This window comes from Streptomyces sp. NPDC058274 (assembly GCF_042881375.1).
In the GTDB taxonomy this organism is placed as follows: domain Bacteria; phylum Actinomycetota; class Actinomycetes; order Streptomycetales; family Streptomycetaceae; genus Streptomyces.
On sequence record NZ_JBHVXW010000002.1, the window covers coordinates 334,356 to 359,745 of the forward strand.

The 25,390-nt window shown below is 72.0% G+C and carries 22 protein-coding genes and 2 pseudogenes; 15 read left to right on the forward strand and 9 right to left on the reverse strand.

Annotated elements, in window-relative coordinates; genetic code table 11:
- Positions 1-128: 128 nt before the first annotated feature.
- The 6 genes and pseudogenes from pdhA (ACFVYF_RS05975) to ACFVYF_RS06000 all read left to right on the forward strand — a co-directional run bounded on the left by pdhA (ACFVYF_RS05975) (position 129) and on the right by ACFVYF_RS06000 (position 6,712).
- Positions 129-1,283, forward strand: coding sequence for a pyruvate dehydrogenase (acetyl-transferring) E1 component subunit alpha (gene pdhA / locus ACFVYF_RS05975; RefSeq protein ID WP_389451390.1), 1,155 nt, complete (start codon positions 129-131; stop codon positions 1,281-1,283).
- Positions 1,280-2,284 (forward strand): alpha-ketoacid dehydrogenase subunit beta, encoded by a 1,005-nt coding sequence (locus ACFVYF_RS05980; RefSeq protein ID WP_389451393.1) that lies wholly within the window; start codon positions 1,280-1,282, stop codon positions 2,282-2,284. The genes pdhA (ACFVYF_RS05975) and ACFVYF_RS05980 overlap by 4 nt, the downstream gene beginning before the upstream one ends.
- On the forward strand, positions 2,284-3,882 hold the full coding sequence (locus ACFVYF_RS05985; protein ID WP_389451396.1) for a dihydrolipoamide acetyltransferase family protein: 1,599 nt from the start codon (positions 2,284-2,286) through the stop codon (positions 3,880-3,882). The genes ACFVYF_RS05980 and ACFVYF_RS05985 overlap by 1 nt, the downstream gene beginning before the upstream one ends.
- 71 nt (positions 3,883-3,953) lie before the next feature.
- Positions 3,954-4,352 (forward strand): annotated as a pseudogene (locus ACFVYF_RS05990) (molybdenum cofactor guanylyltransferase); the annotation flags it as partial.
- Positions 4,338-5,351, forward strand: a complete 1,014-nt coding sequence (locus ACFVYF_RS05995) for a DUF6457 domain-containing protein (RefSeq protein WP_389452100.1) — start codon at positions 4,338-4,340, stop codon at positions 5,349-5,351. The pseudogene ACFVYF_RS05990 and the gene ACFVYF_RS05995, both read left to right, overlap by 15 nt.
- Positions 5,348-6,712, forward strand: coding sequence for a molybdopterin molybdotransferase MoeA (locus ACFVYF_RS06000; protein ID WP_389451399.1), 1,365 nt, complete (start codon positions 5,348-5,350; stop codon positions 6,710-6,712). The genes ACFVYF_RS05995 and ACFVYF_RS06000 overlap by 4 nt, the downstream gene beginning before the upstream one ends.
- Before the next feature lie 94 nt (positions 6,713-6,806).
- Here the strand turns inward: ACFVYF_RS06000 and ACFVYF_RS06005 are convergent, their stop codons facing one another.
- A complete protein-coding gene (locus tag ACFVYF_RS06005; protein ID WP_389452103.1) occupies positions 6,807-7,871 on the reverse strand; it encodes a potassium channel family protein in 1,065 nt (354 codons plus the stop codon).
- 239 nt (positions 7,872-8,110) lie between these two features.
- Here ACFVYF_RS06005 and ACFVYF_RS06010 point away from each other — a divergent pair.
- Positions 8,111-8,839, forward strand: a pseudogene (locus tag ACFVYF_RS06010) (potassium channel family protein); the annotation flags it as partial.
- A 38-nt stretch (positions 8,840-8,877) separates the two neighbouring features.
- On the opposite strand, the gene ACFVYF_RS06015 reads toward ACFVYF_RS06010, so the two are convergent.
- Both ACFVYF_RS06015 and ACFVYF_RS06020 read right to left on the reverse strand, forming a co-directional pair.
- Positions 8,878-9,723: an ABC transporter permease gene (locus tag ACFVYF_RS06015; RefSeq protein ID WP_389451402.1), complete on the reverse strand. Its 846-nt coding sequence runs from the start codon at positions 9,721-9,723 to the stop codon at positions 8,878-8,880.
- Positions 9,720-10,724, reverse strand: a complete 1,005-nt coding sequence (locus ACFVYF_RS06020; RefSeq protein ID WP_389451405.1) for an ATP-binding cassette domain-containing protein — start codon at positions 10,722-10,724, stop codon at positions 9,720-9,722. Before ACFVYF_RS06020 ends, ACFVYF_RS06015 begins: the two co-directional genes overlap by 4 nt.
- A gap of 133 nt (positions 10,725-10,857) precedes the next feature.
- Here ACFVYF_RS06020 and ACFVYF_RS06025 point away from each other — a divergent pair, with 133 nt between their 5' ends.
- Positions 10,858-11,838 (forward strand): NAD(P)H-quinone oxidoreductase, encoded by a 981-nt coding sequence (locus ACFVYF_RS06025; RefSeq protein WP_389451408.1) that lies wholly within the window; start codon positions 10,858-10,860, stop codon positions 11,836-11,838.
- A gap of 200 nt (positions 11,839-12,038) precedes the next feature.
- Here the strand turns inward: ACFVYF_RS06025 and ACFVYF_RS06030 are convergent, their stop codons facing one another.
- Positions 12,039-12,686, reverse strand: coding sequence for a hypothetical protein (locus ACFVYF_RS06030; RefSeq protein ID WP_389451411.1), 648 nt, complete (start codon positions 12,684-12,686; stop codon positions 12,039-12,041).
- A gap of 243 nt (positions 12,687-12,929) precedes the next feature.
- Between ACFVYF_RS06030 and ACFVYF_RS06035 the strand changes: the two genes are divergently transcribed.
- Positions 12,930-13,472: a bacterial proteasome activator family protein gene (locus tag ACFVYF_RS06035; protein WP_389451414.1), complete on the forward strand. Its 543-nt coding sequence runs from the start codon at positions 12,930-12,932 to the stop codon at positions 13,470-13,472.
- 149 nt (positions 13,473-13,621) lie between these two features.
- Here the strand turns inward: ACFVYF_RS06035 and ACFVYF_RS06040 are convergent, their stop codons facing one another.
- Positions 13,622-15,259 carry a protein kinase gene (locus tag ACFVYF_RS06040; RefSeq protein ID WP_389451417.1) on the reverse strand — a complete coding sequence of 546 codons (1,638 nt, stop codon included), beginning with the start codon at positions 15,257-15,259 and terminating at the stop codon, positions 13,622-13,624.
- Positions 15,260-15,609: 350 nt separating this feature from the next.
- Here ACFVYF_RS06040 and ACFVYF_RS06045 point away from each other — a divergent pair, with 350 nt between their 5' ends.
- Positions 15,610-17,160: a protein kinase gene (locus tag ACFVYF_RS06045; protein WP_389451420.1), complete on the forward strand. Its 1,551-nt coding sequence runs from the start codon at positions 15,610-15,612 to the stop codon at positions 17,158-17,160.
- Between the two features lie 128 nt (positions 17,161-17,288).
- Here the strand turns inward: ACFVYF_RS06045 and ACFVYF_RS06050 are convergent, their stop codons facing one another.
- The 3 genes from ACFVYF_RS06050 to ACFVYF_RS06060 form a co-directional block, all read right to left on the reverse strand.
- Positions 17,289-18,293, reverse strand: coding sequence for a phosphotransferase (locus tag ACFVYF_RS06050; protein ID WP_389451422.1), 1,005 nt, complete (start codon positions 18,291-18,293; stop codon positions 17,289-17,291).
- 92 nt (positions 18,294-18,385) lie between these two features.
- Positions 18,386-18,808: a pyridoxamine 5'-phosphate oxidase family protein gene (locus ACFVYF_RS06055; RefSeq protein ID WP_389451425.1), complete on the reverse strand. Its 423-nt coding sequence runs from the start codon at positions 18,806-18,808 to the stop codon at positions 18,386-18,388.
- Positions 18,809-18,958: 150 nt separating this feature from the next.
- Positions 18,959-19,624 (reverse strand): response regulator, encoded by a 666-nt coding sequence (locus ACFVYF_RS06060; protein ID WP_389451428.1) that lies wholly within the window; start codon positions 19,622-19,624, stop codon positions 18,959-18,961.
- 367 nt (positions 19,625-19,991) lie between these two features.
- Between ACFVYF_RS06060 and pdhA (ACFVYF_RS06065) the strand changes: the two genes are divergently transcribed.
- From pdhA (ACFVYF_RS06065) to ACFVYF_RS06075, 3 genes are read left to right on the forward strand one after another with little or no spacing between them, the layout of a single operon-like run.
- Positions 19,992-21,179: a pyruvate dehydrogenase (acetyl-transferring) E1 component subunit alpha gene (pdhA, locus tag ACFVYF_RS06065; RefSeq protein WP_389451431.1), complete on the forward strand. Its 1,188-nt coding sequence runs from the start codon at positions 19,992-19,994 to the stop codon at positions 21,177-21,179.
- Positions 21,180-21,181: 2 nt separating this feature from the next.
- Entirely contained in the window at positions 21,182-22,162 is a 981-nt protein-coding gene (locus ACFVYF_RS06070; protein ID WP_389451434.1) for an alpha-ketoacid dehydrogenase subunit beta, read from the forward strand.
- 11 nt (positions 22,163-22,173) lie between these two features.
- A complete protein-coding gene (locus ACFVYF_RS06075) occupies positions 22,174-23,586 on the forward strand; it encodes a dihydrolipoamide acetyltransferase family protein (RefSeq protein WP_389451437.1) in 1,413 nt (470 codons plus the stop codon).
- A gap of 117 nt (positions 23,587-23,703) precedes the next feature.
- On the opposite strand, the gene ACFVYF_RS06080 is transcribed toward ACFVYF_RS06075, so the two are convergent.
- The gene (locus tag ACFVYF_RS06080; RefSeq protein ID WP_389451440.1) at positions 23,704-24,153 is read right to left on the reverse strand and encodes an ATP-binding protein; all 450 of its coding nucleotides are present in this window, start codon (positions 24,151-24,153) and stop codon (positions 23,704-23,706) included.
- Positions 24,154-24,414: 261 nt separating this feature from the next.
- Between ACFVYF_RS06080 and ACFVYF_RS06085 the strand changes: the two genes are divergently transcribed.
- The gene (locus ACFVYF_RS06085) at positions 24,415-25,296 is read left to right on the forward strand and encodes a helix-turn-helix domain-containing protein (protein ID WP_389451443.1); all 882 of its coding nucleotides are present in this window, start codon (positions 24,415-24,417) and stop codon (positions 25,294-25,296) included.
- A 3-nt stretch (positions 25,297-25,299) separates the two neighbouring features.
- A partial coding sequence (locus ACFVYF_RS06090) for a DUF397 domain-containing protein (RefSeq protein WP_389452106.1) occupies positions 25,300-25,390 on the forward strand: 91 nt, incomplete at its 3' end.

The following is a 25,390-nucleotide window of genomic DNA, read 5'->3' on the forward strand; positions in this document are numbered from 1 at the left end:
TGCAGAACCGTTTGTCCACAGCCTGGCGGTGCCTGTAGCCAAAATGCGTCGGCGACCGAACAATCGGTAGGTGAGGCGCATCACACCCGACGCGCCTCTTCCAGCCGCTCCCACGAGGAGGTGCCGTCATGACGGTCATGGAGCAGCGAGGCGCTTACCGGCCCACGCCGCCGCCCGCCTGGCAGCCCCGCACCGACCCCGCGCCGCTGCTGCCCGACGCGCTGCCCCATCGCGTCCTCGGCACCGAAGCCGCCGCCCAGGTCGACCCGGGACTGCTGCGCCGGCTGTACGCGGAGCTGGTCCGCGGCCGCCGCTACAACACGCAGGCCACCGCCCTCACCAAGCAGGGCCGCCTCGCGGTCTACCCCTCCAGCACCGGCCAGGAGGCCTGCGAGGTCGCCGCCGCGCTGGTGCTCGAAGAGCGGGACTGGCTCTTCCCCAGCTATCGCGACACCCTCGCGGCCGTCGCCCGGGGCCTCGACCCCGTCCAGGCGCTCACCCTGCTGCGCGGCGACTGGCACACCGGCTACGACCCCCGCGAGCACCGCGTCGCGCCCCTGAGCACCCCGCTGGCGACGCAGCTCCCGCACGCCGTGGGCCTCGCGCACGCCGCCCGCCTCAAGGGCGACGACGTGGTCGCGCTCGCCCTGGTGGGCGACGGCGGCACCAGCGAGGGCGACTTCCACGAGGCACTGAACTTCGCCGCCGTATGGCAGGCCCCGGTCGTCTTCCTCGTCCAGAACAACGGCTTCGCCATTTCCGTCCCGCTCGCCAAGCAGACCGCCGCCCCGTCACTGGCCCACAAGGCCGTCGGCTACGGGATGCCGGGCCGCCTGGTGGACGGCAACGACGCGGCGGCCGTGCACGAGGTGCTCAGCGACGCCGTACGGCACGCGCGCGAGGGGGGCGGTCCGACGCTCGTCGAGGCCGTGACCTACCGCATGGACGCCCACACGAACGCGGACGACGCCACGCGCTACCGCGGCGACTCCGAGGTCGAGACCTGGCGTGCCCACGACCCGATCGCCCTCCTGGAGCACGAGCTGACCGAGCGCGGCCTCCTCGACGAGGACGGCATGCGGGCCGCCCGCGAGGCCGCCGAGGCGATGGCCGCGGATCTGCGCGAGCGCATGAACCAGGACCCGGTGCTCGACCCCATGGACCTGTTCGCCCATGTGTATGCCGAACCCACCCCGCAACTGCGCGAGCAGGAGGCGCGGTTGCGCGCCGAGCTGGCGGCGGAGGCCGAGGGGTCGCACGGGCCGGAAGGAGCCGGGCGATGACCACCGTGGCCCTCAAGCCCGCCACCATGGCGCAGGCCTTCGGCCGGGCACTGCGCGACGCCCTGGCCGAGGACCCCTCGGTGCACGTCATGGGCGAGGACGTCGGCACGCTCGGCGGCGTCTTCCGGGTCACCGACGGACTGGCCAGGGAGTTCGGCGAGGACCGGTGTACGGACACCCCGCTCGCCGAGGCGGGCATCCTCGGTGCGGCCGTCGGCATGGCGATGTACGGGCTGCGGCCGGTCGTGGAGATGCAGTTCGACGCGTTCGCCTATCCGGCGTTCGAGCAGCTGATCAGCCATGTCGCCAAGATGCGCAACCGCACGCGCGGAGCGATGCCGATGCCCATCACGATCCGCGTCCCCTACGGGGGAGGCATCGGCGGCGTCGAGCACCACAGCGACTCCTCCGAGGCGTACTACATGGCGACCCCGGGGCTCCATGTCGTCACGCCCGCGACGGTCGCCGACGCCTACGGCCTGCTGCGCGCCGCCATCGCCTCCGACGACCCGGTCGTCGTCCTGGAGCCCAAGCGGCTGTACTGGTCGAAGGACTCCTGGAACCCGGACGAGCCGCCGGCCGTTGAGCCGATAGGCCGCGCGGCGGTGCGGCGCTCGGGCCGGAGCGCCACCCTCGTCACGTACGGGCCGTCCGTCCCCGTCTGCCTGGAAGCGGCGGAGGCGGCGCGGGCCGAGGGCTGGGACCTCGAAGTCGTCGACCTGCGCTCCCTGGTGCCGTTCGACGACGAGACGGTGTGCGCGTCGGTCCGGCGGACCGGCCGCGCGGTCATCGTGCACGAATCGGGTGGGTACGGCGGCCCGGGCGGCGAGATCGCCGCCCGGATCACCGAGCGCTGCTTCCACCATCTGGAGGCGCCGGTGCTCCGGGTGGCCGGGTTCGACATCCCGTATCCGCCCCCGATGCTGGAGCGCCACCACCTGCCCGGTGTCGACCGGATTCTGGACGCGGTGGCGCGGTTGCAGTGGGAGGCGCAGAGCTGATGGCCCAGGTGCTGGAGTTCAAACTGCCCGACCTCGGAGAGGGCCTCACCGAGGCGGAGATCGTCCGCTGGCTGGTGGAGGTCGGGGACGTCGTCGCCATCGACCAGCCGGTCGTCGAGGTCGAGACCGCCAAGGCGATGGTCGAGGTCCCCTGCCCCTACGGCGGTGTGGTCACCGCCCGCTTCGGCGAGGCGGGCACCGAACTGCCGGTCGGCTCCCCGCTGCTGACCGTCGCCGTGGGAGCCCCCGCGCCCACCGACGACGAGGGCTCGGGCAACGTGCTGGTGGGATACGGCACGGGGGCGGCGCCCGCCCGGCGCCGGAGGGTGCGGCCGGCGGACGGCCTGGGGACTCCGGCACGGCCCGCGGCCTCGCCCGCGGGGGAGGCGGCCGGAGCGGTCGCTCCGGCCACGGGACAGGAAAGCGGGCTGGAGTCCGGGCAGCAGTCCGGACCGTTCGGCGGCGAGCACGTCGCTTCGGCCGGACCGGCACCGGACGCGGGAGGGGCCCCCGCGCGCGACGGTGAGGACACCCCGTTCTCCGCGCCGCGTGCCGACGGTGCGGCGCCCTGTGCGGACGGTGCCGGGGCTCACGTCGCCGGTGCCGTGGCCCTCGCCGAGGGGCCCGTACCCGTCATCTCCCCGCTCGTACGGCGGCTCGCCCGGGAGAACGGCCTGGATCTGCGGGAGTTGGAGGGCTCCGGCCCCGACGGACTCATTCTGCGGGCCGACGTCGAGTACGCGCTGCGGGCAGCGGGCCGGCCCGGCCGTGCGACCCCGGAGACGCTCCGCACGCCGTCCGTGGCCGACGGGGTGGCTGCCCCGGCCGGTCCCGGGGGCGCACCGTCCGTCGCCGACGGGGCGGTCCCGCGGGCCGCGGCCGGCCTCGCGAACGGGTCGTCCGCCGCGACCGGCACGCGCATCCCCCTGCGCGGGGTGCGCGGCGCCGTCGCCGACAAGCTCTCCCGCAGCCGCCGCGAGATCCCCGACGCCACCTGCTGGGTGGACGCGGACGCGACGGAACTGATGCACGCGCGCGCGGCGATGAACGCGGCGGGCGGTCCCAAGATCTCCCTCCTCGCGCTGCTCGCCCGCATCTGCACGGCCGCGCTGGCTCGTTATCCGGAGCTGAACTCGACGGTCGACATGGAGGCCCGCGAAGTCGTGCGGCTCGACCGGGTGCACCTGGGCTTCGCCGCCCAGACCGAGCGGGGCCTCGTCGTGCCCGTCGTACGGGACGCGCACGCGCGCGCCACGGAATCGCTCGGCGCCGAGTTCGCGCGCCTGACCGAGGCGGCGCGGACCGGGACGCTCACCCCGGGGGAGCTCACGGGCGGCACGTTCACGCTGAACAACTACGGGGTGTTCGGCGTCGACGGTTCCACGCCGATCATCAACCACCCGGAGGCGGCCATGCTGGGCGTCGGCCGCATCATCCCCAAGCCGTGGGTGCACGCGGGCGAGCTGGCGGTGCGGCAGGTCGTGCAGCTTTCGCTCACCTTCGACCACCGGGTGTGCGACGGAGGCACGGCGGGCGGCTTCCTGCGCCATGTCGCGGACTGCGTGGAACAGCCGGCGGTACTGCTGCGGAGCCTGTAGCCGCCGGGAAGATCCCCGTCCACCTGCCGGGCGGGGGTGGCAATGATCCTTCGGGCGCTCATACTCGGGGGATGACCGCGTACGAGCCACCCGGCGAGGCCGGCACCGGCGTCGCTGTCGCCCACGACACCCACGGGGCCCCGGCCGCGTACGACGCCGTCGTGCTCGCCGGGGGCGCCGCGCGGCGGCTCGGCGGCGCGGACAAGCCCGGAGTCCGGGTGGGCGGCCGGGCGCTGCTCGACCGCGTGCTGGCCGCCTGTGCCGGTGCCGCGACCACGGTCGTGGTGGCCGGGCCACGGGCGACCGCGCGGCCCGTGGTGTGGGCCCATGAGGATCCGCCGGGCGCGGGACCCGTCGCCGCGCTGGAGGCCGGGCTGCGCCACACCACCGCCGAGTACGTCGTCGTCCTCTCGGCCGACCTGCCGTTCCTCGACGCGGCGACGGTACGGCGGTTGCTGGCCGCCCTGAGCCCGGTCGCCACGCCTGGTGCGGCGACTGCCGCGCCGGGTGCGGCCGACTCCGCGCCGGGTGCGACGGCTGCCAGGCCCGGCGCGACAGACCACGCACGGGGCGCGACCGCTGCCGCGCCGGATGCCGCGGATGCCGCGGATGCCGCGGACGCCACGGACGCCGCACACCAAACGGTGGCTGACCCCGGCCCCGACACCGCCGGCCCCGGCGGTACAAGGCCCGACACCGCCGGCCCCGGCGGTACAAGCCCCGACAGCGCCCACCCCGGCGGTACAAGCCCCGACAGCCCCGCCCCCCGTGGCACCGGCCTCGGGACGGCCACCACACCCGCCGGACAGCGGCACCCCGCGTACGTCCATCCCGACGGCGTGCTGCTCACCGACCCCGATGGCCGGGATCAGCCGCTCGTCGCCGCGTATCGTGCGAAGTCGTTGCGGCGGGAGCTGGACGCGCTCGCCGCCGGGCACGGTGGTCTGACCGGACTGCCCCTGCGGCGGCTCACCGCCGCACTCGAACTGACCCGCCTTGCCGATCCCGTCGCGTCCTTCGACTGCGACACCTGGGACGACATCGCCGCCGCTCGATCACGCATCAGGGAGCATGGGCACGTGTTGGATGAATGGATTTCCGCAGTCAAGGACGAACTGGGCATCGACCTGGACGTCGACATCAGCGTCCTGCTCGACCTCGCCCGCGACGCCGCGCACGGAGTGGCCCGGCCCGCCGCGCCGCTGACCACGTTCCTCGTGGGGTACGCGGCGGCGCAGGGCGGGCCCGAAGCGGTGGCCGAAGCCGCCCGCAAGGCCGCGGCGCTCGCGCTCCGCTGGGCGGACGAGGACACCCCGGACGCCAAGCCGACCCCGGAGCCCGCGCCCGGCGCCCCGGAGCCCGCGCCCGGCGCCCCGGAGCCCGCGCCCGGCGCCTCCGAGCCCGAACCCGGCGCCTCCGTCTCCGATGCCGAACCCGGCGCCCCCGGATCCCGCCCGGACGCCGGATGACCGCCGCCCGCGGTACCCGGGACAGCCGGCAGGACGAGGACCTCGACGTCGAGGAAGCCCTCGCCCTGGTCAAGGCGGAACCCGCGCCGCAGAGCCGCTCCGTGCCCGCGCCCGCCCCCGAGGGCGAGCAGCAGGTCCGGCAGGCCGCGCACACCGACCACAAGGCGACCGCCTGGCCCGAGGCGCGCGTCGTCGCCGAGCGGGCCGCCCGCCGCGCCCCGCGCCGCGCCCCCGTCTCCGTGCCCCTCGACGCGTCCCTCGGCCTGGTCCTCGCCGCCCCGCTCGCCGCCCTCACGGACCTGCCCTCCTTCGACACCTCCGCCATGGACGGGTGGGCGGTGGCGGGTCCGGGCCCCTGGGACGTGCGCGCGGAAGGGGTGCTCGCCGGGCACACCGGGCCGGAGACGCTCACCGACGGCGAGGCGGTACGGATCGCCACCGGCGCGCGCATCCCGCAGGACGTCACCGCCGTACTGCGCAGTGAGCACGGACGCGTCGACGACAAGGGGCGGCTGCACCCGACCCGCGAGGTCGCGCACGGGCAGGACATCCGCCCGCGCGGCCAGGAGTGCCGCGGTGGCGACCTTCTGCTGCCGGCCGGCGCGCAGGTCACCCCGGCCGTGCTGGGCCTGGCCGCGGCCGCCGGGTACGACACCCTCGCCGTGCTCCCCCGCCCGCGCGTCGAAGTCCTCGTGCTGGGCGACGAGTTGCTCACCGACGGCCTGCCCCAGGACGGGCTGATCCGGGACGCGCTCGGCCCGATGCTGCCGCCGTGGCTGCGGGCACTGGGAGCGGAGGTCCTCGGTGTGCGCCGGCTGGGCGACGACGCCAAGGCCCTGTACAAGGCGATCGACGGCTCCGACGCCGACCTGATCGTCACCACCGGGGGCACCGCCGCGGGCCCCGTCGACCACGTCCACCCCGTCCTGGACCGGCTCGGCGCCGAACTCCTCGTGGACGGCGTCAAAGTGCGCCCCGGGCACCCCATGCTGCTGGCCCGCACCAAGGAGAACCAGCACCTCGTCGGCCTGCCCGGCAACCCCCTCGCCGCCGTCTCCGGTCTGCTCACGCTCGCCGAGCCGCTGGTCCGCACCCTCGCCGGACGCGTGGCCCCGGAGCCGTACGCGATGCCCCTGAAGGAAGCCGTGCACGGGCATCCGTACGACACCCGGCTCATCCCCGTCGCGCTGCGCGACGACCGGGCGGTGCCGCTGCGCTACAACGGCCCGGCGATGCTGCGGGGCATCGCCGCCGCCGACGCCCTGGCGGTCGTGGCACCCGGCGGCGCCCGCGCGGGACAGGAACTGGAACTCCTCGACCTGCCCTGGGCGATGTCCGGCGTCGAGGCCTGCCTGGAGTGACCGTGGCGAACCGGGCGCACTCCGCGCCCGGTTCGTGTCGGGCGGGGAGTGCCGCCCTGCCCCGGGGCCGGGCACAGGACGCCCCGCAGGCGGCCTAACGGTTGCCGTTGGTGGCCTTCCTGATGGTGATCAGACGGTCCCCGGCCCGCAGTGGCGAGAACTCGGGGTCGGCGTAGTCCACCAGCTGCTTTCCCCGTACGACGGCCACGACCAGGTCGGTGCAGTCGCGCGGTGAGGCGCCGATCTCCCGGTCGGTGACCGGCCGTTCGGCGAGGTCGAGGCCGCTGCCGTACGTCATCAGACCCTCCAGCACGTCGGCCGCGTGCGGGCTGGCCATCGAGACGCCCAGCAGCCGGCCGGCCGAACTGGAGCTGGTGACCACCATGTCGGCGCCGCTCTGCTTCAGCAGCGGTACGTTCTCGTCCTCCCGGACCGCCGCGACGATCGTGGCGCGCCGGTTGAGCTGGCGCGCGGTCAGCGTGACGAGCGTCGCGGTGTCGTCGCGCTGCGGAGCGACGATCACCTGGGCGGCGCGCTGCAGTTCGGCCTTGAGGAGGGTGTCGGAGCGGGTGGCGTCGCCGAGCACCGACACGAGCCCGTCGCTGCTCGCCGCGTCCACCGCCTTGCGCTGCGGATCGACGACGACGATCCCGTCCTTGGTGATGCCCTGCCCCAGCAGCGTCTCGACGGCGTGCCGCCCCTTGGTGCCGTACCCGACGACGACCACGTGGTCCCGCATCCGGGAACGCCAGCGGTGGATGCGTACCTGCTGACGGGTGCGCTCGGTGAGGACTTCGAGGGTCGTGCCGACCAGGATGATCAGGAACAGCACGCGCAGCGGAGTGACGACCAGGATGTTGACGAGCCGGGCCGTGTCGCTGACCGGGGTGATGTCGCCGTAGCCGGTGGTGGAGAGGGTGACGGTCGCGTAGTACGCGGCGTCCAGGAGGTCGACCGCGCCGTCGGAGTTGTCGTGGTAGCCCGTCCGGTCCACCCACACCAGGAACGTGGTGAGGGCGAGGACCAGCAGCCCCATGGCCAGCCGGCGCAACACCTGTTGGAGGGGCGGCACCCTGCCCTCCACGGGCAGCACGATCGAGCGGCCCGCCTCCGCGTCGTCCAGGGCCTCGGTGCGCGACCGGTACCAGAGGGAGCGCAGGATCGAGAACCTGCCCGCCCCGGGCAGGTCCTTCCCGGAACCGCCCCCTTCGGGTGTGCCCTTCCCGCGCCCGCGCCGTGCGCGGGCGTCCGCCCTGCGGGTGGCTGTCCTGGGCGGTCGTTGTTGCCCGTCCTGCATCACGCGCTCCCAGCGGCTCGGGGTCCGGTCGGTCGGCACCGGGGTCATGCTCTCGGATCTTCGCGCGCGGTGTGGGTAACGTCGGTGCCGTCGGCCCGGGTGAGGTCCGACAGGACCGCTGGAGGCCCGCCGTGCGAGACCACACCGTCGTTGTCGGCTTCGGGACGAAAGGACGGTCGGCCGTACAGACCGTCTGCGCGACGGGGTTGAAGAAAGGCCAGGTCGTCGTGGTCGACGCCGGCTCCGAGGTGATCGACGCGGCGCTCGCCGAGGGATACGCGGGCGTCGTCGGGGACGCGACGCGCAGTGACGTACTGCTGCGGGCCGAGGTGCAGAAGGCGCGGCAGATCATCATCGCCACGCAACGCGACGACACGGCCGTGCTCGTCACGCTGACCGCCCGGCAGCTCAACGCGGCCGCCACGATCGTCGCGGCGGTGCGCGAGGAGGAGAACGCGCCGCTGCTGCGCCAGTCCGGCGCCGACGCCGTCATCACCAGCGCCGGCGCCGCCGGCCGGCTGCTCGGGCTCTCCGTGCTCAGCCCCAGCGCGGGCCTGGTCATGGAAGACCTCATCCAGCAGGGCAGCGGCCTGGACATCGTCGAACGGCCGGTCATAAAGGCCGAGGCCGGCAAGGGCGTGCGCGGGACCGACGACCTGGTGGTGAGCGTCGTACGAGGTCATCGGGTGCTCGGATACGACGATCCGGCCATCGGGACACTCCAGTTGACGGACCGTCTCATCACCATCGTGCGCATCCCGTCGGATCCGAGGGCGGCACCGGGCCCGCGGCCGCTGCCCCGGGGTCAGGACCAGCGGCACCATGGATAGGGTGCCGGCCCCAGATGCCAGATCCGTTGCCCGTACGGCTACTTGCGGTTGTACAGCCGCATCGTCACCGGTCCGAAGACCAGGACGAACAGGGCCGACCAGCCCACGGACCAGGCGATCTCCGCGCCCGGCCAGTCGCCCGACATCAGTCCGCGCACGGCCGACGACAGGTGCGTGATCGGGCTGTTGTTGACGAAGGCCTGGAGCCAGCCGGGCATGGTCCTCGGGTCGACGAAGACGTTCGACAGGAAGGTGAGCGGGAAGATCACCATCATGCTGACGCCCATCACCGACTTCTCGGTGCGCAGCAGCAGCCCGAACATGGTCCAGATCCACGAGAAGGCGAACGAGAAGACCAGCAGCAGCAGGACTCCGGCGAGCACCCCGAGGACCCCGTCCGGCCGGTAGCCCAGGATCAGGCCGACGGCGAGCATCACCAGCGACGCCATCGTGTAGCGCAGGGCGTCGCCGAGCAGATAGCCGACCATCACCGACGGCCGCCAGATCGGCAGCGTACGGAAGCGGTCGAAGACGCCCTTCTCGATGTCGGTGTTGACCGAGACCCCGGTGTACATGGTGATCATCACGACCGACATCACCAGGATGCCCGGCAGCAGGAACTGGATGTACTCCTTGGGCGATCCGGCCAGCGCACCCCCGAAGAGGTACGTGTACATCAGCACCATCATGATCGGGAACGCGGTGACGTCGAAGAGCTGCTCGGGCACGTGCTTGATCTTGAGGACCGCCCGCCAGCCGAAGGTCAGTGACGTCGACAGGGCGCTGGGCCGCGGCGGCCGCTCCTTGCTGATGAGCAGCTCGGCCAGCGACTCGGCGCTGACCGGGGCGAGTTCGCCGCTCTCGGTGGTCGTCGCGGTGCTCATGCCGCCGCCTCCCCGTCCTTGTGGTCATCGGTCTGGTGTCCGGTCAGGGCGAGGAAGACCTCGTCCAGGCTGGGCTGCCCCAGCGAGAAGTTGTCGACGGTGACGCCGGTGCGGGCCAGCTCGGCGAGCGCGCGGGCGGCCTGCTCCGCCGCACCCCGCCCGTTGGCCGCTCCCGTGCCGACCCGTGCGGTCAGGGCCACCGGGTCGGGCTCCAGCTGGACCTGCGCGTCGAGGGCGAGCCGCAGGATCTGCTCGGCCTGCGGGCGCTGGGCCGGGTCGCGCAGGCGCAGATGGACGGAGCCGGCGCCGACGGAGGCCTTCAGCTCGCCCTTCGTCCCCTCGGCGATCACCTTGCCCTTGTCGATGACGGCGATCCGGGACGCCAGCTGGTCCGCCTCGTCGAGGTACTGCGTGGTGAGCAGCACGGTCGTGCCCTGGGCGACCACCGCGCGCACGATGTCCCACACCTGGTTGCGGCTGCGCGGGTCGAGGCCGGTGGTCGGCTCGTCGAGGAAGAGCAGCTCGGGCGTGTTGAGGATGGACGCGGCGATGTCGATGCGGCGCCGCATGCCCCCCGAGTAGTTCTTGACCTGCCTGCCGGCTGCCTCGCTCAGTCCGAAGGCCGCCAGGAGCTGCGCTGCGCGCAGCCGCGCGGCCCGCTTGCCGTGCCCGAGGAGCCGGCCGAGCAGCACCAGGTTCTCGGCGCCGGTCAGATCCTCGTCCACGGACGCGTACTGGCCGGTGAGGCTGACCAGGCCGCGGACCCGGTCGGCGTCGCGCACGACATCGTGGCCGAACACGTGCGCCTCGCCGCCGTCCGGGCGCAGCAGGGTGGCCAGCATCTTGACGGTGGTCGTCTTGCCGGCGCCGTTGGGTCCGAGGACGCCGTAGACCGTGCCGGCGGGCACGCGGAGGTCGACGCCGTCGACGGCCCGGGTCTCACCGAACGTCTTCACCAGACCCGCGGTCTCGATGGCAAGGCCGGTCGTCTGTCCGCTCATGTCGTGGGTCCTTCCGCGTACCTCGGCTGTGCAAGGGAGACCGCCGCCGCCCCCGGAACTCATCGCTCGCCCGGCAGAAAGTTGGGTGCGGCCCCGCCCCGGGAGAAAGGGGGTGAGGAGTAGCGTCCCCCTCATGTACGCGATCACGATTACCGAACCTGGTGGGCCCGAGGCGCTGGTGTGGGACGAGGTCCCGGATCCGGTGCCGGCGGAGGGCGAAGTCCTGGTCGAGGTGGTGGCCAGCGCCGTCAACCGCGCCGACCTGCTGCAACGGCAGGGCCTCTACAACCCGCCGCCCGGAGCGTCCCCGTACCCCGGTCTCGAATGTTCCGGGCGGATCGCCGACGTCGGCACCGGGGTCTCGGGGTGGGCCGTGGGCGACGAGGTGTGTGCCCTGCTCTCCGGCGGCGGTTACGCGCAGAAGGTCGCCGTTCCGGCCGGGCAGCTGCTGCCCGTGCCCGAAGGCATCGACCTCCGCCAGGCGGCCGCGCTGCCCGAGGTGACCTGCACGGTCTGGTCGAACGTCTTCATGATCTCCCACCTCCGCCCCGGCGAGACGCTGCTCGTGCACGGCGGCTCCAGCGGTATCGGCACCATGGCGATCCAGCTGGCGAAGGCCGTCGGCGCGAAGGTCGCCGTCACCGCCGGCACCGAGGACAAGCTGCGGTTCTGCGCCGGCCTCGGAGCGGACATCCTGATCAACTACCGCGAGCAGGACTTCGTCGAGGAGCTGAAGAAGGCCACCGACGGAGCGGGCGCCGACGTCATCCTCGACAACATGGGCGCCAAGTACCTGGACCGGAACGTGAAGACGCTGGCCGCCAACGGACGGCTCGCGATCATCGGCATGCAGGGCGGCATCAAGGGCGAGCTGAACATCGCCACCCTCCTCAACAAGCGGGCCGCGATCAGCGCGACCTCGCTGCGCGCCCGCCCGCTCGACGAGAAGGCGTCCATCGTCGCCGCCGTACGGGAGCATGTGTGGCCGCTGATCTCCTCCGGGCACGTACGGCCGATCGTGGACCGTGAGCTGCCGATGAGCGACGCGGCCACGGGTCACCGGGTGCTGGAGGAGAGCGGACACATCGGCAAGGTGCTGCTCGTGGTTCCGTAGGCCGTCGTCCGGAGCGGCCCGCGTCGGGAGCGGCCGGCGTCGGGAGCGGCCGGCGCTCGGACCGGCCGGCGTCCGGAGCGGGCCCCGACCGGGAGCGGCCCTCGTCCCTCGTCCGGAGCGGTCCTCGACTGGCACGGCCTCGTTCCCCGTCCGGATCGGTCCCCGACTGATACGGCCCTCGTCCGGAGCCGCCGGGGCCGTCAGCCGCGTCGTACGCGCAGGGCGAGGAACGCGAGGCCCAGGCCGCAGCCGATGAGGATCAGCCCGCTGCCCAGCGGCAGCATCCGCAGGACCGGCTCCTCCTGACTGCTGCGGACGGTGGACCGGCCCGCGACGTCGGCCGAGGGCGACGGGGGCTGCGCGGCCTCGGCCGCCGGCTCGGAGGCGTCGGTGGCCTCCGGGCTGGCCGGCCTCTCCGCGCTGTCCCCGGCGTCGCTGCGGTCGCCGCCGTCCGGTTCGTCCGCGTCCTCTCCGCCGTCCGGGTCACGGTCCGTGTACGACGGGCCCGCGTCCTCGTCCCGCGGTACCGGTTCCTGCCGCCCGGGCCGGGCACGGCCCTCGCCGGCCTGGTTCCCGGCCCGCGACGCCTCGGCCGAAGGGGTCGGGGAGGCGGAGGCGGACGGGGAAGGGGGCCGGGAGGGGAAGCGCCCGATGTCGTCGTACGAGGCAGCGGCCGCGTACGGCAGCCGGGTGGCGTACGCGGCCACCAGCAGGAGCAGCAGCAGCCCCAGCCCGGCGGCGCGCAGTACGGCAGTACGCAGTACGGCAGCCCGCAGTCCGGCGGATCGCAGCCCGCCAGTGCGCAGCCCGCGGCCGTCTGCTCGCTGTCTGCGAAGCCCTGGAGTCACGTCGGTGACCCCCTCCCGGTACGGAGTCGCCAAGATCAACGGCACAAGCCTCACATGACGCCCTGATACCGGCATCTCGGGTGTCCGGCGTTCGGGCGTCCCGGGTCGCGGCGCCGAGCGCTCCGGTCCGTGGCGACCCGGACCGCCCGAAAGCTGACGGCAAAGACCCCTTCGTACACGGTGGATCATGATGCGCAGGGGGCACCACCGTGATGGGGTGCAGGTGTGCGAGACAATGGCGGCATGGAGATGCCGAGGAACGAAAGGTCGCCGGAGAACCCCCAGATCCTGGTTGTCGGCCAGGACGGAATGGCTCTCGGCGGCACCGGAGACGAGGACTCCCGCGAGGTCCCGGTGACAGAGATGGTGGCACAGCCCGCCAAGGTGATGCGCATCGGCAGCATGATCAAGCAGCTGCTCGAGGAGGTGCGGGCGGCTCCTCTGGACGAGGCGAGCCGGGTGCGGCTCAAGGAGATCCACGCCAGCTCGGTGAAGGAGCTGGAGGACGGTCTGGCGCCCGAGCTCGTCGAGGAGCTGGAGCGGCTCTCCCTGCCCTTCGCGGACGAAGCGACCCCCAGCGACTCCGAACTGCGCATCGCGCAGGCTCAGTTGGTCGGCTGGCTGGAGGGGCTCTTCCACGGAATCCAGACGACCCTGTTCGCCCAGCAGATGGCGGCCCGGGCACAGCTGGAGCAGATGCGCCGGGCGCTGCCCCCGGGCGTCGGCGGCGGGGAGGACGAAGAGGACCCCCGGGCGGGCGGCCGCTCGGGCGGCCCGTACCTGTAGGCCGGGCGGCCCGTACCCGTAGCAGCCCCGGCACGGCGGGTCCGATCCGTTGCACACACCGGCCCCGAAAGGCCGGCCTCGACACGAAGGCGCCCGGCACATCCCGTGCCGGGCGCCTTCGCGTGCGGATCAGCGTTCAGCGGCGGAGATCACGACGGGTCGCCCGTCGACACGCTGAGCTGGATCTCGGGCATCTTCTTCGGGTCCACGTCCGTGCCCGGCGCCGGGAACTGGTCCATGACCATCCCCTCGCCGAACGTGTTCTCGTCCACGTCCTTGATCTTCATCTGCCAACCGGCGGCCTGGAAGCAGGACTTGACCGACTTGATGTACTTGTAGGTGAAGTCGGGGACCTCGACCTGGTCCGGGTCGTTGTAGGACTCCTGCGGCTCCGTGCACTCGGTCGTCTCGATCGCCTTCGTCGTGTCCGGGCCCTTGTGTCCCGCGACCTCGGACGAGGACGCCGAGGCGCTGGAGTCGCCGCCGCCCTTGTTGTCGTCACCGCCGCCGTTCATCGTGAGCGCCGTGATCAGGCCGCCGATCGCGACGAGCGCGACGACGATCGAGGCGATGATCACGCCCTTGTTGCCCGAGCGACCGCCCGGACCGCCCGACGCCGGTCCCCCGGACTGGGGCGTGAGGTTGTACGGCGGCGGGGTCGAGACGCCGTGCTGCGGGGAGTACGCCGCGGTCTGCTGGGGCTGGTAGCCGCCCTGTTGGGGATAGCCGTACGACGGTGCCGGCGTCGGCGCGGGGGTCGCCGGGCCGTAGGGACCCGGCTGGTACGGCGTGTGCACGGGGCCCGTCGGCGCCGGGGCCGACTGGTCGACCGGCGGGAAGACGGCGGAACCGACACCGGCCCCGCTGGACGTCTGGGCACCGGGGACGATGCTCGGGGCGGCGGGGTGGAGCGACTGGGCCACCCGCAGGCACTCGTCGCGCATCGCCTCCGCGCTCGGGAAGCGCTCGTTCGGGTTCTTCTTCAGCGCGCGGGCGACCAGGGCGTCCACGGCCGGCGGCAGCGAGCGGTTGATCGAGGAGGGCGTGACCGGCTCCTCCTGGACGTGCGCGTACGCGATGGCCAGCGGCGAGTCCGCCTCGAACGGCAGCCGCCCGGTGACCAGTTGGAACAGCATGATGCCGACCGAGTAGAGGTCGCTGCGGGCGTCCACGCCCCGGCCGAGCGCCTGCTCCGGGGAGAGGTACTGCGGGGTGCCGACGACCATGCCGGTCTGGGTCATCGAGGTGACACCCGACTGCATGGCGCGGGCGATGCCGAAGTCCATGACCTTGACGATGTTGCGCTTCGTCATCATCACGTTGCCCGGCTTGATGTCCCGGTGGACCAGGCCCATCTCGTGGCTGATCTCCAGGGCGGCCAGCACATCGGCGGTGATCTTCAGCGCCTTGTCGGCGGGCATCGCGCCGTGCTGCTGGATGTCCGCGTCGAGGACCGAGCCGAGCGGATGACCCTCGATGTACTCCATGACGATGTACGGCGTCGTCAGGCCGTCCAGATCGTCCTCGCCGGTGTCGAAGACCGAGACGATGTTCGTATGCGTGAGCTTCGCCACCGACTGGGCCTCGCGGCGGAAGCGCTCGCGGAAGGCCTGCTCGCGGCCGAGTTCGGTGTGCAGTGTCTTGATCGCGACCTGACGGTCGAGCACCGAGTCGTAGGCGAGGTGCACCGAGGCCATACCGCCCTCGCCGAGCAAGTCCCGCAGCTGATAGCGCCCGCCGGCGACCGCACGCCCCGCGTACCGGCCCTGTGCGCCGTCCTGGCTCATGTTTCTGCGTCCCCCATCGGCGCGGGCGGCAGCTGCTGGCGTGCTCCCGCTTCGGCGATCCGTTGTCAGTGATCCAATGTGCTATTCCCGGCCAAGTCTGCCCGAGGGCACTGACACGTCAAGCTCGGTGCCCGATCCGTGACCGTACGCGAAGGAAGCGTCGCGGAAGCGTTACAGGTGCCGTACGGCCGGTACACACAACGTGCACGTGGGTACCCGCCACGGGCCGGGTGGCCGGTCCCTCCGGAATCCGAACCGGAACGGCGCCTTGCGCGGAGCCTGTAGCGTGGCCCGACGGAGACCGTAACAACCACCGCGCAGACCGCGGGTAGAAACGACGGCGAGGACTGATGGCACAGCAGCGCGCTCAGGGCCCGTCCGACCCCGAGGCGACTGGCGGCGGTATGTCAGATGCGCCGGAGCTGTGGGGTAACGGAGGGCTGGTCGGTGACGGCCGGTACCGGTTGACCCGCAGACTCGGCAGGGGCGGGATGGCCGAGGTGTTCGCGGCCGAGGACGTGCGCCTCGGGCGCACCGTCGCGGTCAAGCTGCTCCGCTCCGACCTGGCCGAGGACCCGGTCTCCAAGGCCCGCTTCACGCGCGAGGCCCAGTCGGTGGCCGGACTCAACCACCACGCCGTCGTCGCCGTGTACGACTCCGGTGAGGACGTCGTCGGCCACGGGGTCGTCCCGTACATCGTGATGGAGATCGTCGAGGGCCACACGATCCGTGACCTGCTGCTCAACGCCGAGGCCCCCGGGCCCGAACAGGCGCTGATCATCGTCTCGGGCGTGCTGGAAGCCCTCGCGTACTCGCATCAGCACGGCATCGTGCACCGTGACATCAAGCCCGCGAACGTGATCATCACGGACACGGGTGCGGTGAAGGTCATGGACTTCGGCATCGCACGTGCCCTGCACGGCGCGCAGTCGACGATGACCCAGACCGGCATGGTCATGGGCACGCCGCAGTACCTCTCCCCGGAGCAGGCCCTCGGCAAGGCCGTCGACCACCGCTCCGACCTGTACGCGACCGGCTGCCTGCTGTACGAACTCCTCGCGCTGCGGCCCCCGTTCACCGGCGAGACGCCGCTGTCGGTGGTCTACCAGCACGTCCAGGACATCCCGGTGCCGCCCTCCCAGGTCTCGGACACCGTGCCGCCGGAGCTCGACGGGCTCGTGATGCGCGCGCTGGCCAAGGAGCCGGACGACCGGTTCCAGACCGCCGAGGAGATGCGCGGCCTGGTCCAGTACGGGCTGCAGATGCTGTACGACCAGGGCGGCCACACCGGCACCTGGAACACCGGGCCCGTGGATGCGCACGACGGTCTGCACACCCCGGCGGCCGGCTTCGCGGGGAGCGCGCTGCCGTACCCCGGCGACTCCGGCACCACGCAGATCCCCTCGCCGATCCTGCCGCCGCCCGGCGGCGGGGACGACGGCGGCTTCGAGGGCCATGGCAACCGGGGCAGCGGCCGCGGCAAGCTGTGGATCCTCGCCGTCTTCGCGGTGATCGCGATCGCGGCGGGAGTGGCGCTCGCGCTGAACACCACCGGCAATGGTGACGGCGGCAGCGGCACAACCAAGTCGCCCACCACGTCGTCGTCCACCAAGGACAGCAACGACTCCAGCGCGACCCCGAGCGACGACTCCACGAACGACGCCACGGACAACTCGACGAACGACAACACCGGCACGGGCTCCGGCACCGGCTCCACTCCGACGACGACGCCGAGCGACGAGCCGACGGAAAAGCCCACGGACGAGCCCACGGAAAAGCCGACGACGACGCCGACCAAGACGACGCCTTCGGAGAAGCCGACGACGACGCCCTCCGACCCCCCGGTTTCGCCCCCCGCGTCGGGCGGCAGCGGCGGCGACGGCGGCGATCCGGAGTCCTGAGACGTCCGTTCACTTGGTCACGCGCGCGTGGAGCCCGAAACGGGCGCCACGCGCGCGTGCCGTTTGAGACGCACCGGACCCAGGCCCCAGGACCCGGGAGGGGCACGCACCCCCCTCGGGAGACGCCCTCACCCCGCGAACGCCTCGCACACCGCGTCGTACTCCCGTGTCCACCACACCGCCAGCGCCGACGCCGCCGGGAACTGCGGGTCGGCGCGGGTGTCCCCGCGCTCGTAGTGCCAGCGCAGTATCCAGAAGTCGTTGAGACGCTCCCACCAGACGCGGTGCACGGCCGCCGTGAGCTCGGAGGGCGTGGCGCCCGCGGAGCGCCGGTACGCGCGCGCGTACGCCCGCACCTTCGCCAGGTCGAGCGCGCCGACGGGCCGTACGAAGAAGATCACCGCGGCGCGTACGGCCTCCTCGGCGCGGGGCTGGACGCCGAGGCGGTCCCAGTCGACGATGGCGGCCGGGTCGCCGTCGCGGTAGAGCAGGTTGAACGGGTGGAAGTCGCCGTGCACCCAGCCCACCGAGCCGCCCTGCGGGGGCCGTCGGTCCGCGTGCCGCTCCAGCAGGGCGCGTCGCTCCAGGAGCCGGTGCCGGGCCAGTTCGTCGAAGGCGTCCGCGGGCCGGTGCCGGCGCACCTGGGCGAGCAGGTCGTCGATGAGGGCGAAGGTGTCGGCGGGATCGGCGCCGTCCGCCGGTTTCGCCGGGGCCCGTCCGCCCGCCGGCATCACCCGCTCCAGGCTCGCGTGGACGACGCCCAGGAGCGCCCCGAGGCGCCGGCACTGCTCGGTGGTGAGCTGACCGCCGTGCCGGTGCCGGCCGTCGATCCAGGGGTGCAGCGCGTAGGCGTGGCCGCCGATGACGGCGACCGTGCGGCCGTCGGTGCCGGCCAGCGGCGGGGCGACCGGGACGCCGAGGTCCGCGAGGCGCTGGGTGGCCCGGTGCTGACGGGCGATGGCGGCGGGGTCGGCGGTCTCGGGGTCGAAATGGTGCTTGAGGAAGTAGCGGCCCCGGGTGGTGCGGAGCCGGTAGCCGCGGTTGAGCAGGCCCTGGTCGACGGGTTCGCAGGTCAGCGCGGAACCGGCGGCGTAACGGCGTAGGAGGGCGCCCAAGGGGGGCGCATGAGACACAGGGGGTGGTACAGATGAGCGCGGCACGCGCCAGATGCTAGGGCACGATCCGGGGCCCTGACCTCGCGTTTGTCACAGGCAGTCGCCTTCGGTCACAGAACGTGCCGGAAGTGCCGTTCCAGGCCACCGTCGGTCGAGTGCACGCTGGCGAACTGGGGATCGATCACCAGATGGACCGGTTCGAAGGGCTCACCGTCCACGAGGCGCGGGACGGGGCCGAAGAGCTCCAGCTGGGCCGCGGTCGGCTCGATGGCCTCGCACTGGCCGACGATCTGCACCGACCACAGGCTCTCGCCGGGACGGGCCGAGCTCAGGTTGTCGGCGCCGTACGCCACGACGCTGCCGGCGCAGGCCCGGTGGTAGCCGCATCCCCGGTGCATACGCAGCAGAACGCGTCCCTCCACCACGATGTGGCGGGCGAACGCGAGGAAGGGCAGCGCGCGCATGCTGGTGGCGGCGCGCCCGTAGTCGGTACGGCCGAGCAGGTCCACGGCGAGCTGTTCGTCGGTGGGCATGCCACCAACCTGTGGCATCCCGGCGGCCGGAAAAAGAGGCGCCCGCCCCGCACCGAGGGGGCCATAAGTCCCGAATGGATGCAGCTTCACGGATCGGCGCTGCGGCCTGCTTCACGGATCAGCGCTGCTGTCTTTCGGCCGGTTTTCGGATCAGCGCTGCTGTTTTTCGGCCTGCATACGGGCCACATAGGCGGCCGCCTGGGAACGGCGTTCCATGCCGAGTTTGGACAGCAGACTCGACACGTAATTCTTGATCGTCTTTTCCGCGAGATGCAGCCGCTCACCGATCGCGCGGTTGGTGAGGCCCTCGCCGATCAGGTCGAGAATCCGGCGTTCCTGGTCGGTGAGGTGCGCGAGCCGGTCGTCGGGCTTGGCGTTGCCGCCGTCGCGCAGCCGCTCCAGGACCCGGGCGGTGGCCTCCGGGTCGAGCAGGGACTTTCCGGCCGCGACGTCCCGTACGGCGGTCAGCAGCTCATTGCCGCGGATGGCCTTGAGGACATAGCCGGAGGCGCCCGCCATGATCGCGTCGAACAGCGCCTCGTCGTCGGCGTAGGACGTCAGCATCAGGCACTTGATGTTCTCGTCCCGCGAGCGGATCTCGCGGCACACCTCGACACCGCTGCCGTCCGGAAGGCGCACGTCCAGCACGGCGACGTCCGGCCGGGTGGCCGGAATCCGTACCAGTGCGTCGGCCGCCGTCCCGGCCTCGCCGACCACCTCGATGTCGTCCTCCACCGAGAGCAGCTCATGGACTCCCCGGCGCACCACCTCATGGTCATCGAGGAGAAATACGGTGATTTTCCCGTTTTCACGCACGGCGTCAGTTTCACACAGGGCGGACGGGCCCGCCCGAGGTGGGCTCTTCCCGTGCCCGGGGTGACCGGGATAACGTGCCGGTGTTCCGGCCCCCTGCAAGGCTGTGACCAGCAGCTGTTCCCGGCTCAAGCGAAATGCTTGGTTCTCCTAGTAAAAAGTACTTGGAAATCCAAGCAAAATCGCAGGTCAGGAGGGGTTTCACAGAAATGTGAAGCACTGGGTAACGTGCTTATTGCAGGGCGCTCGCCGGGGCACCTGTCACGTCTGTTCCCGGCCGAGGGCACCCACCCCGTGCATGGGATCGGGATCAGGCGAGCCGCACTGGCCACTCGGTAATCCCGGGGGCCGGACCGACGGAGGAGCACACGTGACCGTGGAGAGCACTGCCGCGCGCAAACCGCGACGCAGCGCCGGTACCAAGAGCGCCGCGAGCAAGCGCACCGGCGCGGCCGCCAAGAAGCCCCCGGGCGCCGAGGTCGAGCTGATCCAGCTGCTGACGCCGGAGGGCGAGCGGGTCAAGGACGCCACGTACGACCCGTACGTCGCCGACATCACCCCCGAGGAGCTGCGCGGTCTGTACCGCGACATGGTGCTGAGCCGTCGCTTCGACGCCGAGGCCACCGCCCTGCAGCGCCAGGGCGAGCTGGGCCTGTGGGCCTCGATGCTCGGCCAGGAGGCCGCCCAGATCGGCTCGGGACGCGCCACCCGGGACGACGACTACGTCTTCCCGACCTACCGCGAGCACGGCGTCGCCTGGTGCCGCGGCGTCGACCCGACCAACCTGCTCGGCATGTTCCGCGGCGTGAACAACGGCGGCTGGGACCCGAAGAGCAACAACTTCCACCTGTACACGATCGTCATCGGCTCGCAGACCCTGCACGCCACCGGCTACGCCATGGGCGTCAGCAAGGACGGCGCGGACTCGGCCGTGATCGCGTACTTCGGGGACGGCGCCTCCAGCCAGGGCGACGTCGCTGAATCGTTCACCTTCTCCGCGGTCTACAACGCGCCCGTGGTGTTCTTCTGCCAGAACAACCAGTGGGCGATCTCCGAGCCGACCGAGAAGCAGACCCGCGTCCCGCTCTACCAGCGCGCGCAGGGCTACGGCTTCCCGGGCGTCCGCGTCGACGGCAATGACGTCCTCGCCTGCCTCGCCGTCACCAAGTGGGCCCTGGAGCGGGCCCGCAGCGGTGAGGGACCCACGCTCGTCGAGGCGTACACGTACCGCATGGGCGCGCACACCACCTCCGACGACCCGAGCAAGTACCGGGCCGACGAGGAGCGCGAGGCGTGGGAGGCGAAGGACCCGATCCTGCGCCTGCGGGCCTACCTCGAAGCCTCGAATCACGCGGATGAGGGATTCTTCGCGGAACTCGAAGCGGAGAGCGAGGCGTTGGGAAGGCGAGTGCGCGAAGTGGTGCGTGCCATGCCGGACCCGGACCACTTCGCCATCTTCGAGAACGTGTACGCGGACGGGCACGCGCTCGTCGACGAGGAGCGGGCCCAGTTCGCCGCCTACCAGGCGTCGTTCGCCGATGAAGGGGAGGGCAAGTAGCCATGGCAGCAGAGAAGATGGCGCTGGCCAAAGCGATCAACGAATCGCTGCGCACGGCCCTCGAAACCGACCCCAAGGTCCTCATCATGGGCGAGGACGTCGGCAAGCTGGGCGGTGTCTTCCGGGTCACCGACGGTCTGCAGAAGGACTTCGGCGAGGACCGGGTGATCGACACCCCGCTCGCCGAGTCGGGCATCGTCGGCACCGCGATCGGCCTCGCCCTGCGCGGCTACCGCCCGGTGGTGGAGATCCAGTTCGACGGCTTCGTCTTCCCGGCGTACGACCAGATCGTCACGCAGCTCGCGAAGATGCACGCGCGGGCGCTCGGCAAGATCAAGCTCCCCGTCGTCATCCGCATTCCGTACGGCGGTGGCATCGGCGCCGTCGAGCACCACTCCGAGTCGCCCGAGGCGCTGTTCGCGCACGTGGCGGGCCTCAAGGTGGTCTCCCCGTCGAACGCGGGCGACGCCTACTGGATGATGCAGCAGGCCATCCAGAGCGACGACCCGGTGATCTTCTTCGAGCCGAAGCGCCGCTACTGGGACAAGGCCGAGGTCAACAAGCAGGCCATCCCCGGCCCGCTGCACAAGGCACAGGTGGTCCGCGAGGGCAGCGACCTGACCCTGGCGGCGTACGGCCCGATGGTGAAGGTCTGCCAGGAGGTCGCCGCCGCGGCTCAGGAGGAGGGCAAGTCCCTCGAGGTTCTCGACCTGCGCTCCATGTCGCCGATCGACTTCGACACCGTCCAGGCCTCCGTCGAGAAGACCCGCCGCCTGGTCGTGGTGCACGAGGCCCCGGTGTTCCTGGGCACGGGCGCGGAGATCGCCGCCCGCATCACCGAGCGGTGCTTCTACCACCTGGAGGCTCCCGTCCTGCGGGTCGGCGGCTATCACGCCCCGTACCCGCCGGCGCGCCTCGAGGAGGAGTACCTACCGGGTCTTGACCGGGTGCTCGACGCCGTCGACCGCTCGCTGGCGTACTGAGGGAGAGGGTCGTGACGACGATGACGGATACGTCACTGAGCGAGTTCAAGATGCCCGACGTGGGCGAGGGACTCACCGAGGCCGAGATCCTCAAGTGGTATGTCCAGCCCGGCGACCAGGTCACGGACGGCCAGGTCGTCTGCGAGGTCGAGACGGCCAAGGCCGCGGTGGAACTGCCCATCCCCTTCAACGGCGTGGTCCGCGAACTCCGCTTCCCCGAGGGGACGACGGTCGACGTGGGCCAGGTGATCATCGCGGTGGAGGTCTCCGGCGGGGCCGGCGCCCCGGCCGCGGACACCACGCAGGCTCCGGTCGCCGAGGCCCCTGCCGCACCGGAGCCGAAGCCCGAGGGCCGCACCCCGGTCCTCGTCGGGTACGGCGTGGCCGAGTCCTCCACCAAGCGGCGCCCCCGTAAGGGCGCCGAGCCCCGCCCGGGGGCCCAGGAGGGTACGTACTACGCGGCGACCGCGCTCCAGTCCGAGCTGAACGGCCACGGCAGGCAGCGCCCGCTGGCGAAGCCGCCCGTCCGCAAGCTCGCCAAGGACCTCGGCGTAGATCTGGCGACGGTGACCCCGTCGGGCCCCGACGGGGTCATCACCCGCGAGGACGTGCACGCGGCCGTGGCTCCCGCCGCGGCGCCCGTGGCCGCCCCGTCCGCGCCCGCGGTGACCGAGGCCCCGGCTCCCGCCACCGCCCCGGCCCCCGTGGCCACGTACGACGGCGCGCGCGAGACCCGGATCCCGGTCAAGGGTGTCCGCAAGGCCACGGCCCAGGCGATGGTCGGCTCCGCCTTCACCGCGCCGCATGTCACGGAGTTCGTGACGATCGACGTGACGCGCACGATGAAGCTCGTGGAGGAGCTCAAGCAGGACAAGGAGATGCAGGGGCTGCGGGTGAACCCGCTGCTGCTCATCGCCAAGGCCCTGCTGGTCGCCATCAAGCGCAACCCGGACGTGAACGCGTCCTGGGACGAGGCCAACCAGGAGATCGTGCGCAAGCACTACGTGAACCTGGGCATCGCCGCGGCCACCCCGCGCGGCCTGATCGTCCCGAACATCAAGGACGCCCACGCCAAGACCCTGCCCGAACTGGCCGGTTCCCTCGGCGAGTTGGTGTCCACGGCCCGCGAGGGCAAGACCTCGCCGGCCGCGATGCAGGGCGGCACGGTCACGATCACGAACGTCGGCGTCTTCGGCGTCGACACGGGCACGCCGATCCTGAACCCCGGCGAGTCCGCGATCCTCGCGGTCGGTGCGATCAAGCTCCAGCCCTGGGTCCACAAGGGCAAGGTCAAGCCCCGCCAGGTCACCACGCTCGCCCTCTCCTTCGACCACCGCCTGGTCGACGGCGAGCTCGGCTCCAAGGTCCTCGCCGACGTGGCAGCGATCCTGGAACAGCCGAAGCGACTGATCACCTGGGCGTAGGCCCAGCCGGTCACGGGGCCGCCGCACACCGCGGCGGCCCCGTGCAGGACCTGCACCCCCTCGGCAGTCCGGAGCGGCCTGGCATCCCGCCCGCCCGGGCCGGCTCCCGCGCACGCCCTACGCGCCCACCCCTCCCGGGAGCTCCAGTTCCGCCCAGACCGTCTTGCCGACGGTGAGCCTCTCCACGGCCCAGCGGCGGGCGAGCACGCCCACGATGAACAGCCCGCGCCCGAACTGCTCGGCGTCCGCCGCCGCGCGGGCTTCCGGGAGCCGCTCCCCCTTCGGGTCGGTCACCGCGACCCGCAGCACGCTTCCGGTCAGCGACGTCTCCACCCGGAACAGCCGGTCCCGCAGACACCCGTGCAGCAGCGCGTTCGTGCACAACTCACTTGCCAGCAGCGCCGCGTCACCGGCCGCGCCGGGATGCCCCCATTCGACGGCGAGCCGAGCGACGCGTCTGCGGGCACGGGGGACGTTCTGCGGATACGGGGTGTAGTCGACGGCGTCGTAGCGGTCGGGGGCGTGTAGAGGGGGAGTTCGCCGATCGGGGTTACAGGAGCCGGTCATGGGCGCGCACCTTCCTAGTGCGGGGCCGGGAGCCCGGGGCGCCGCCAGGTGGGTGGGGGGAGGTGGCTCAGTCGTACGGCCCCGGGATGGGCAGCACGGTGCACTTCCGCCAACTGGTGTCGCTGGGTGGGCGATTGAGCACTTACGGTAGCGGTGTGCTCACGCCGTGAGCAAGCAGTCTCGGGGAAATATGTCTCCGAAAATGGTTGCGACCCTCTGCGGTGAGCTGCACACTGACGGCGACACAGGAGGCGTTCGGACGTGACCTCAGGCCAGTTCACACGCGGCAGCCGCGTATCGACCGTTCTCGCCCGGAAGTTGGGCGGTGAACTGCTGAGGCTCCGTGACGAAGCCGGCCTCACGCAGCCGCAGGCCGCGGCGGCTCTCTCCGCGACGGCAGCCAAGGTCGCCAAGATGGAGCGGGGTTGGGTGCCCTTCCGCGACCCGGACATCCGGATCCTGTGCGATCTGTACGGCGTGAACGCCCCGAGGGTCGTGGAGCGGCTGCTCAGCCTCGCGAAGACGGACCGTGAGCGCCGTAAGGCCAGAGGCTGGTGGAATCAGTACCCCGAGCTGCGATCTCTCGTGGAGTACGTGGCACTGGAGGACATCGCGACGAGTATCCGTACCTGGCAAGGGGCCTTCGTCCCTGGGCTCTTGCAGACACCGGACTACGCTCGGGCCCTGGCCGTCGGCAACGCCGACTGGGGCGACCCGGACGAGATTGAACGCTTCGTCGAGGCGAAGGTCGCGCGGCAGGAACGTCTGACGGACAGCAATTCGCTCCAGCTGTGGGCGGTCGTGGGTGAAGGTGCGCTTCGTCAACTGGTGGGTGGGCGGGAGGCGATGCGCGTACAGCTCGCGCACCTCGTCGAGTCGGTCCGGCTGCCCAATGTGAAGCTCCAGGTCGTGCCCTTCCTGGCCGGCTCCCACCCCGGCATGACCAGCGCCTTCAGTGTCGTGTCGTTCGCTGAACCCGGCGCGATGGATGTGGTTTACATGGACACGACATCCTCTACCCTGTGGTTGGAGAGCGAGGCGGACGCCGTACGTCACAACGCCAAGTTCGAGCGGATCGCCAGGAACGGGCTCGCTCTTCGCGATTCCGTCGACCTGATCGAACGTATCCGCAAGGAGCTGTGAGTCGTGCCGCACTTCAAGTTCGTGAAGTCCAGCTACAGCAGCGGCGACGGGGAGTGCGTCGAAGTCGCCCGCAACATACCCGGCACCGTCGCCA

What these genes read in the sequence shown, in the direction of transcription:
- pdhA (WP_389451390.1), top strand. Translation starts at nt 129, where the DNA reads ATGACGGTCATGGAGCAGCGAGGCGCTTACCGGCCCACGCCGCCGCCC.
- ACFVYF_RS05980 (WP_389451393.1), top strand. Translation starts at nt 1,280, where the DNA reads ATGACCACCGTGGCCCTCAAGCCCGCCACCATGGCGCAGGCCTTCGGC.
- ACFVYF_RS05985 (WP_389451396.1), top strand. Translation starts at nt 2,284, where the DNA reads ATGGCCCAGGTGCTGGAGTTCAAACTGCCCGACCTCGGAGAGGGCCTC.
- ACFVYF_RS06000 (WP_389451399.1), top strand. Translation starts at nt 5,348, where the DNA reads ATGACCGCCGCCCGCGGTACCCGGGACAGCCGGCAGGACGAGGACCTC.
- ACFVYF_RS06015 (WP_389451402.1), bottom strand. Translation starts at nt 9,723, where the DNA reads ATGAGCACCGCGACGACCACCGAGAGCGGCGAACTCGCCCCGGTCAGC.
- ACFVYF_RS06020 (WP_389451405.1), bottom strand. Translation starts at nt 10,724, where the DNA reads ATGAGCGGACAGACGACCGGCCTTGCCATCGAGACCGCGGGTCTGGTG.
- ACFVYF_RS06025 (WP_389451408.1), top strand. Translation starts at nt 10,858, where the DNA reads ATGTACGCGATCACGATTACCGAACCTGGTGGGCCCGAGGCGCTGGTG.
- ACFVYF_RS06035 (WP_389451414.1), top strand. Translation starts at nt 12,930, where the DNA reads ATGGAGATGCCGAGGAACGAAAGGTCGCCGGAGAACCCCCAGATCCTG.
- ACFVYF_RS06040 (WP_389451417.1), bottom strand. Translation starts at nt 15,259, where the DNA reads ATGAGCCAGGACGGCGCACAGGGCCGGTACGCGGGGCGTGCGGTCGCC.
- ACFVYF_RS06045 (WP_389451420.1), top strand. Translation starts at nt 15,610, where the DNA reads ATGGCACAGCAGCGCGCTCAGGGCCCGTCCGACCCCGAGGCGACTGGC.
- ACFVYF_RS06055 (WP_389451425.1), bottom strand. Translation starts at nt 18,808, where the DNA reads ATGCCCACCGACGAACAGCTCGCCGTGGACCTGCTCGGCCGTACCGAC.
- ACFVYF_RS06070 (WP_389451434.1), top strand. Translation starts at nt 21,182, where the DNA reads ATGGCAGCAGAGAAGATGGCGCTGGCCAAAGCGATCAACGAATCGCTG.
- ACFVYF_RS06080 (WP_389451440.1), bottom strand. Translation starts at nt 24,153, where the DNA reads ATGACCGGCTCCTGTAACCCCGATCGGCGAACTCCCCCTCTACACGCC.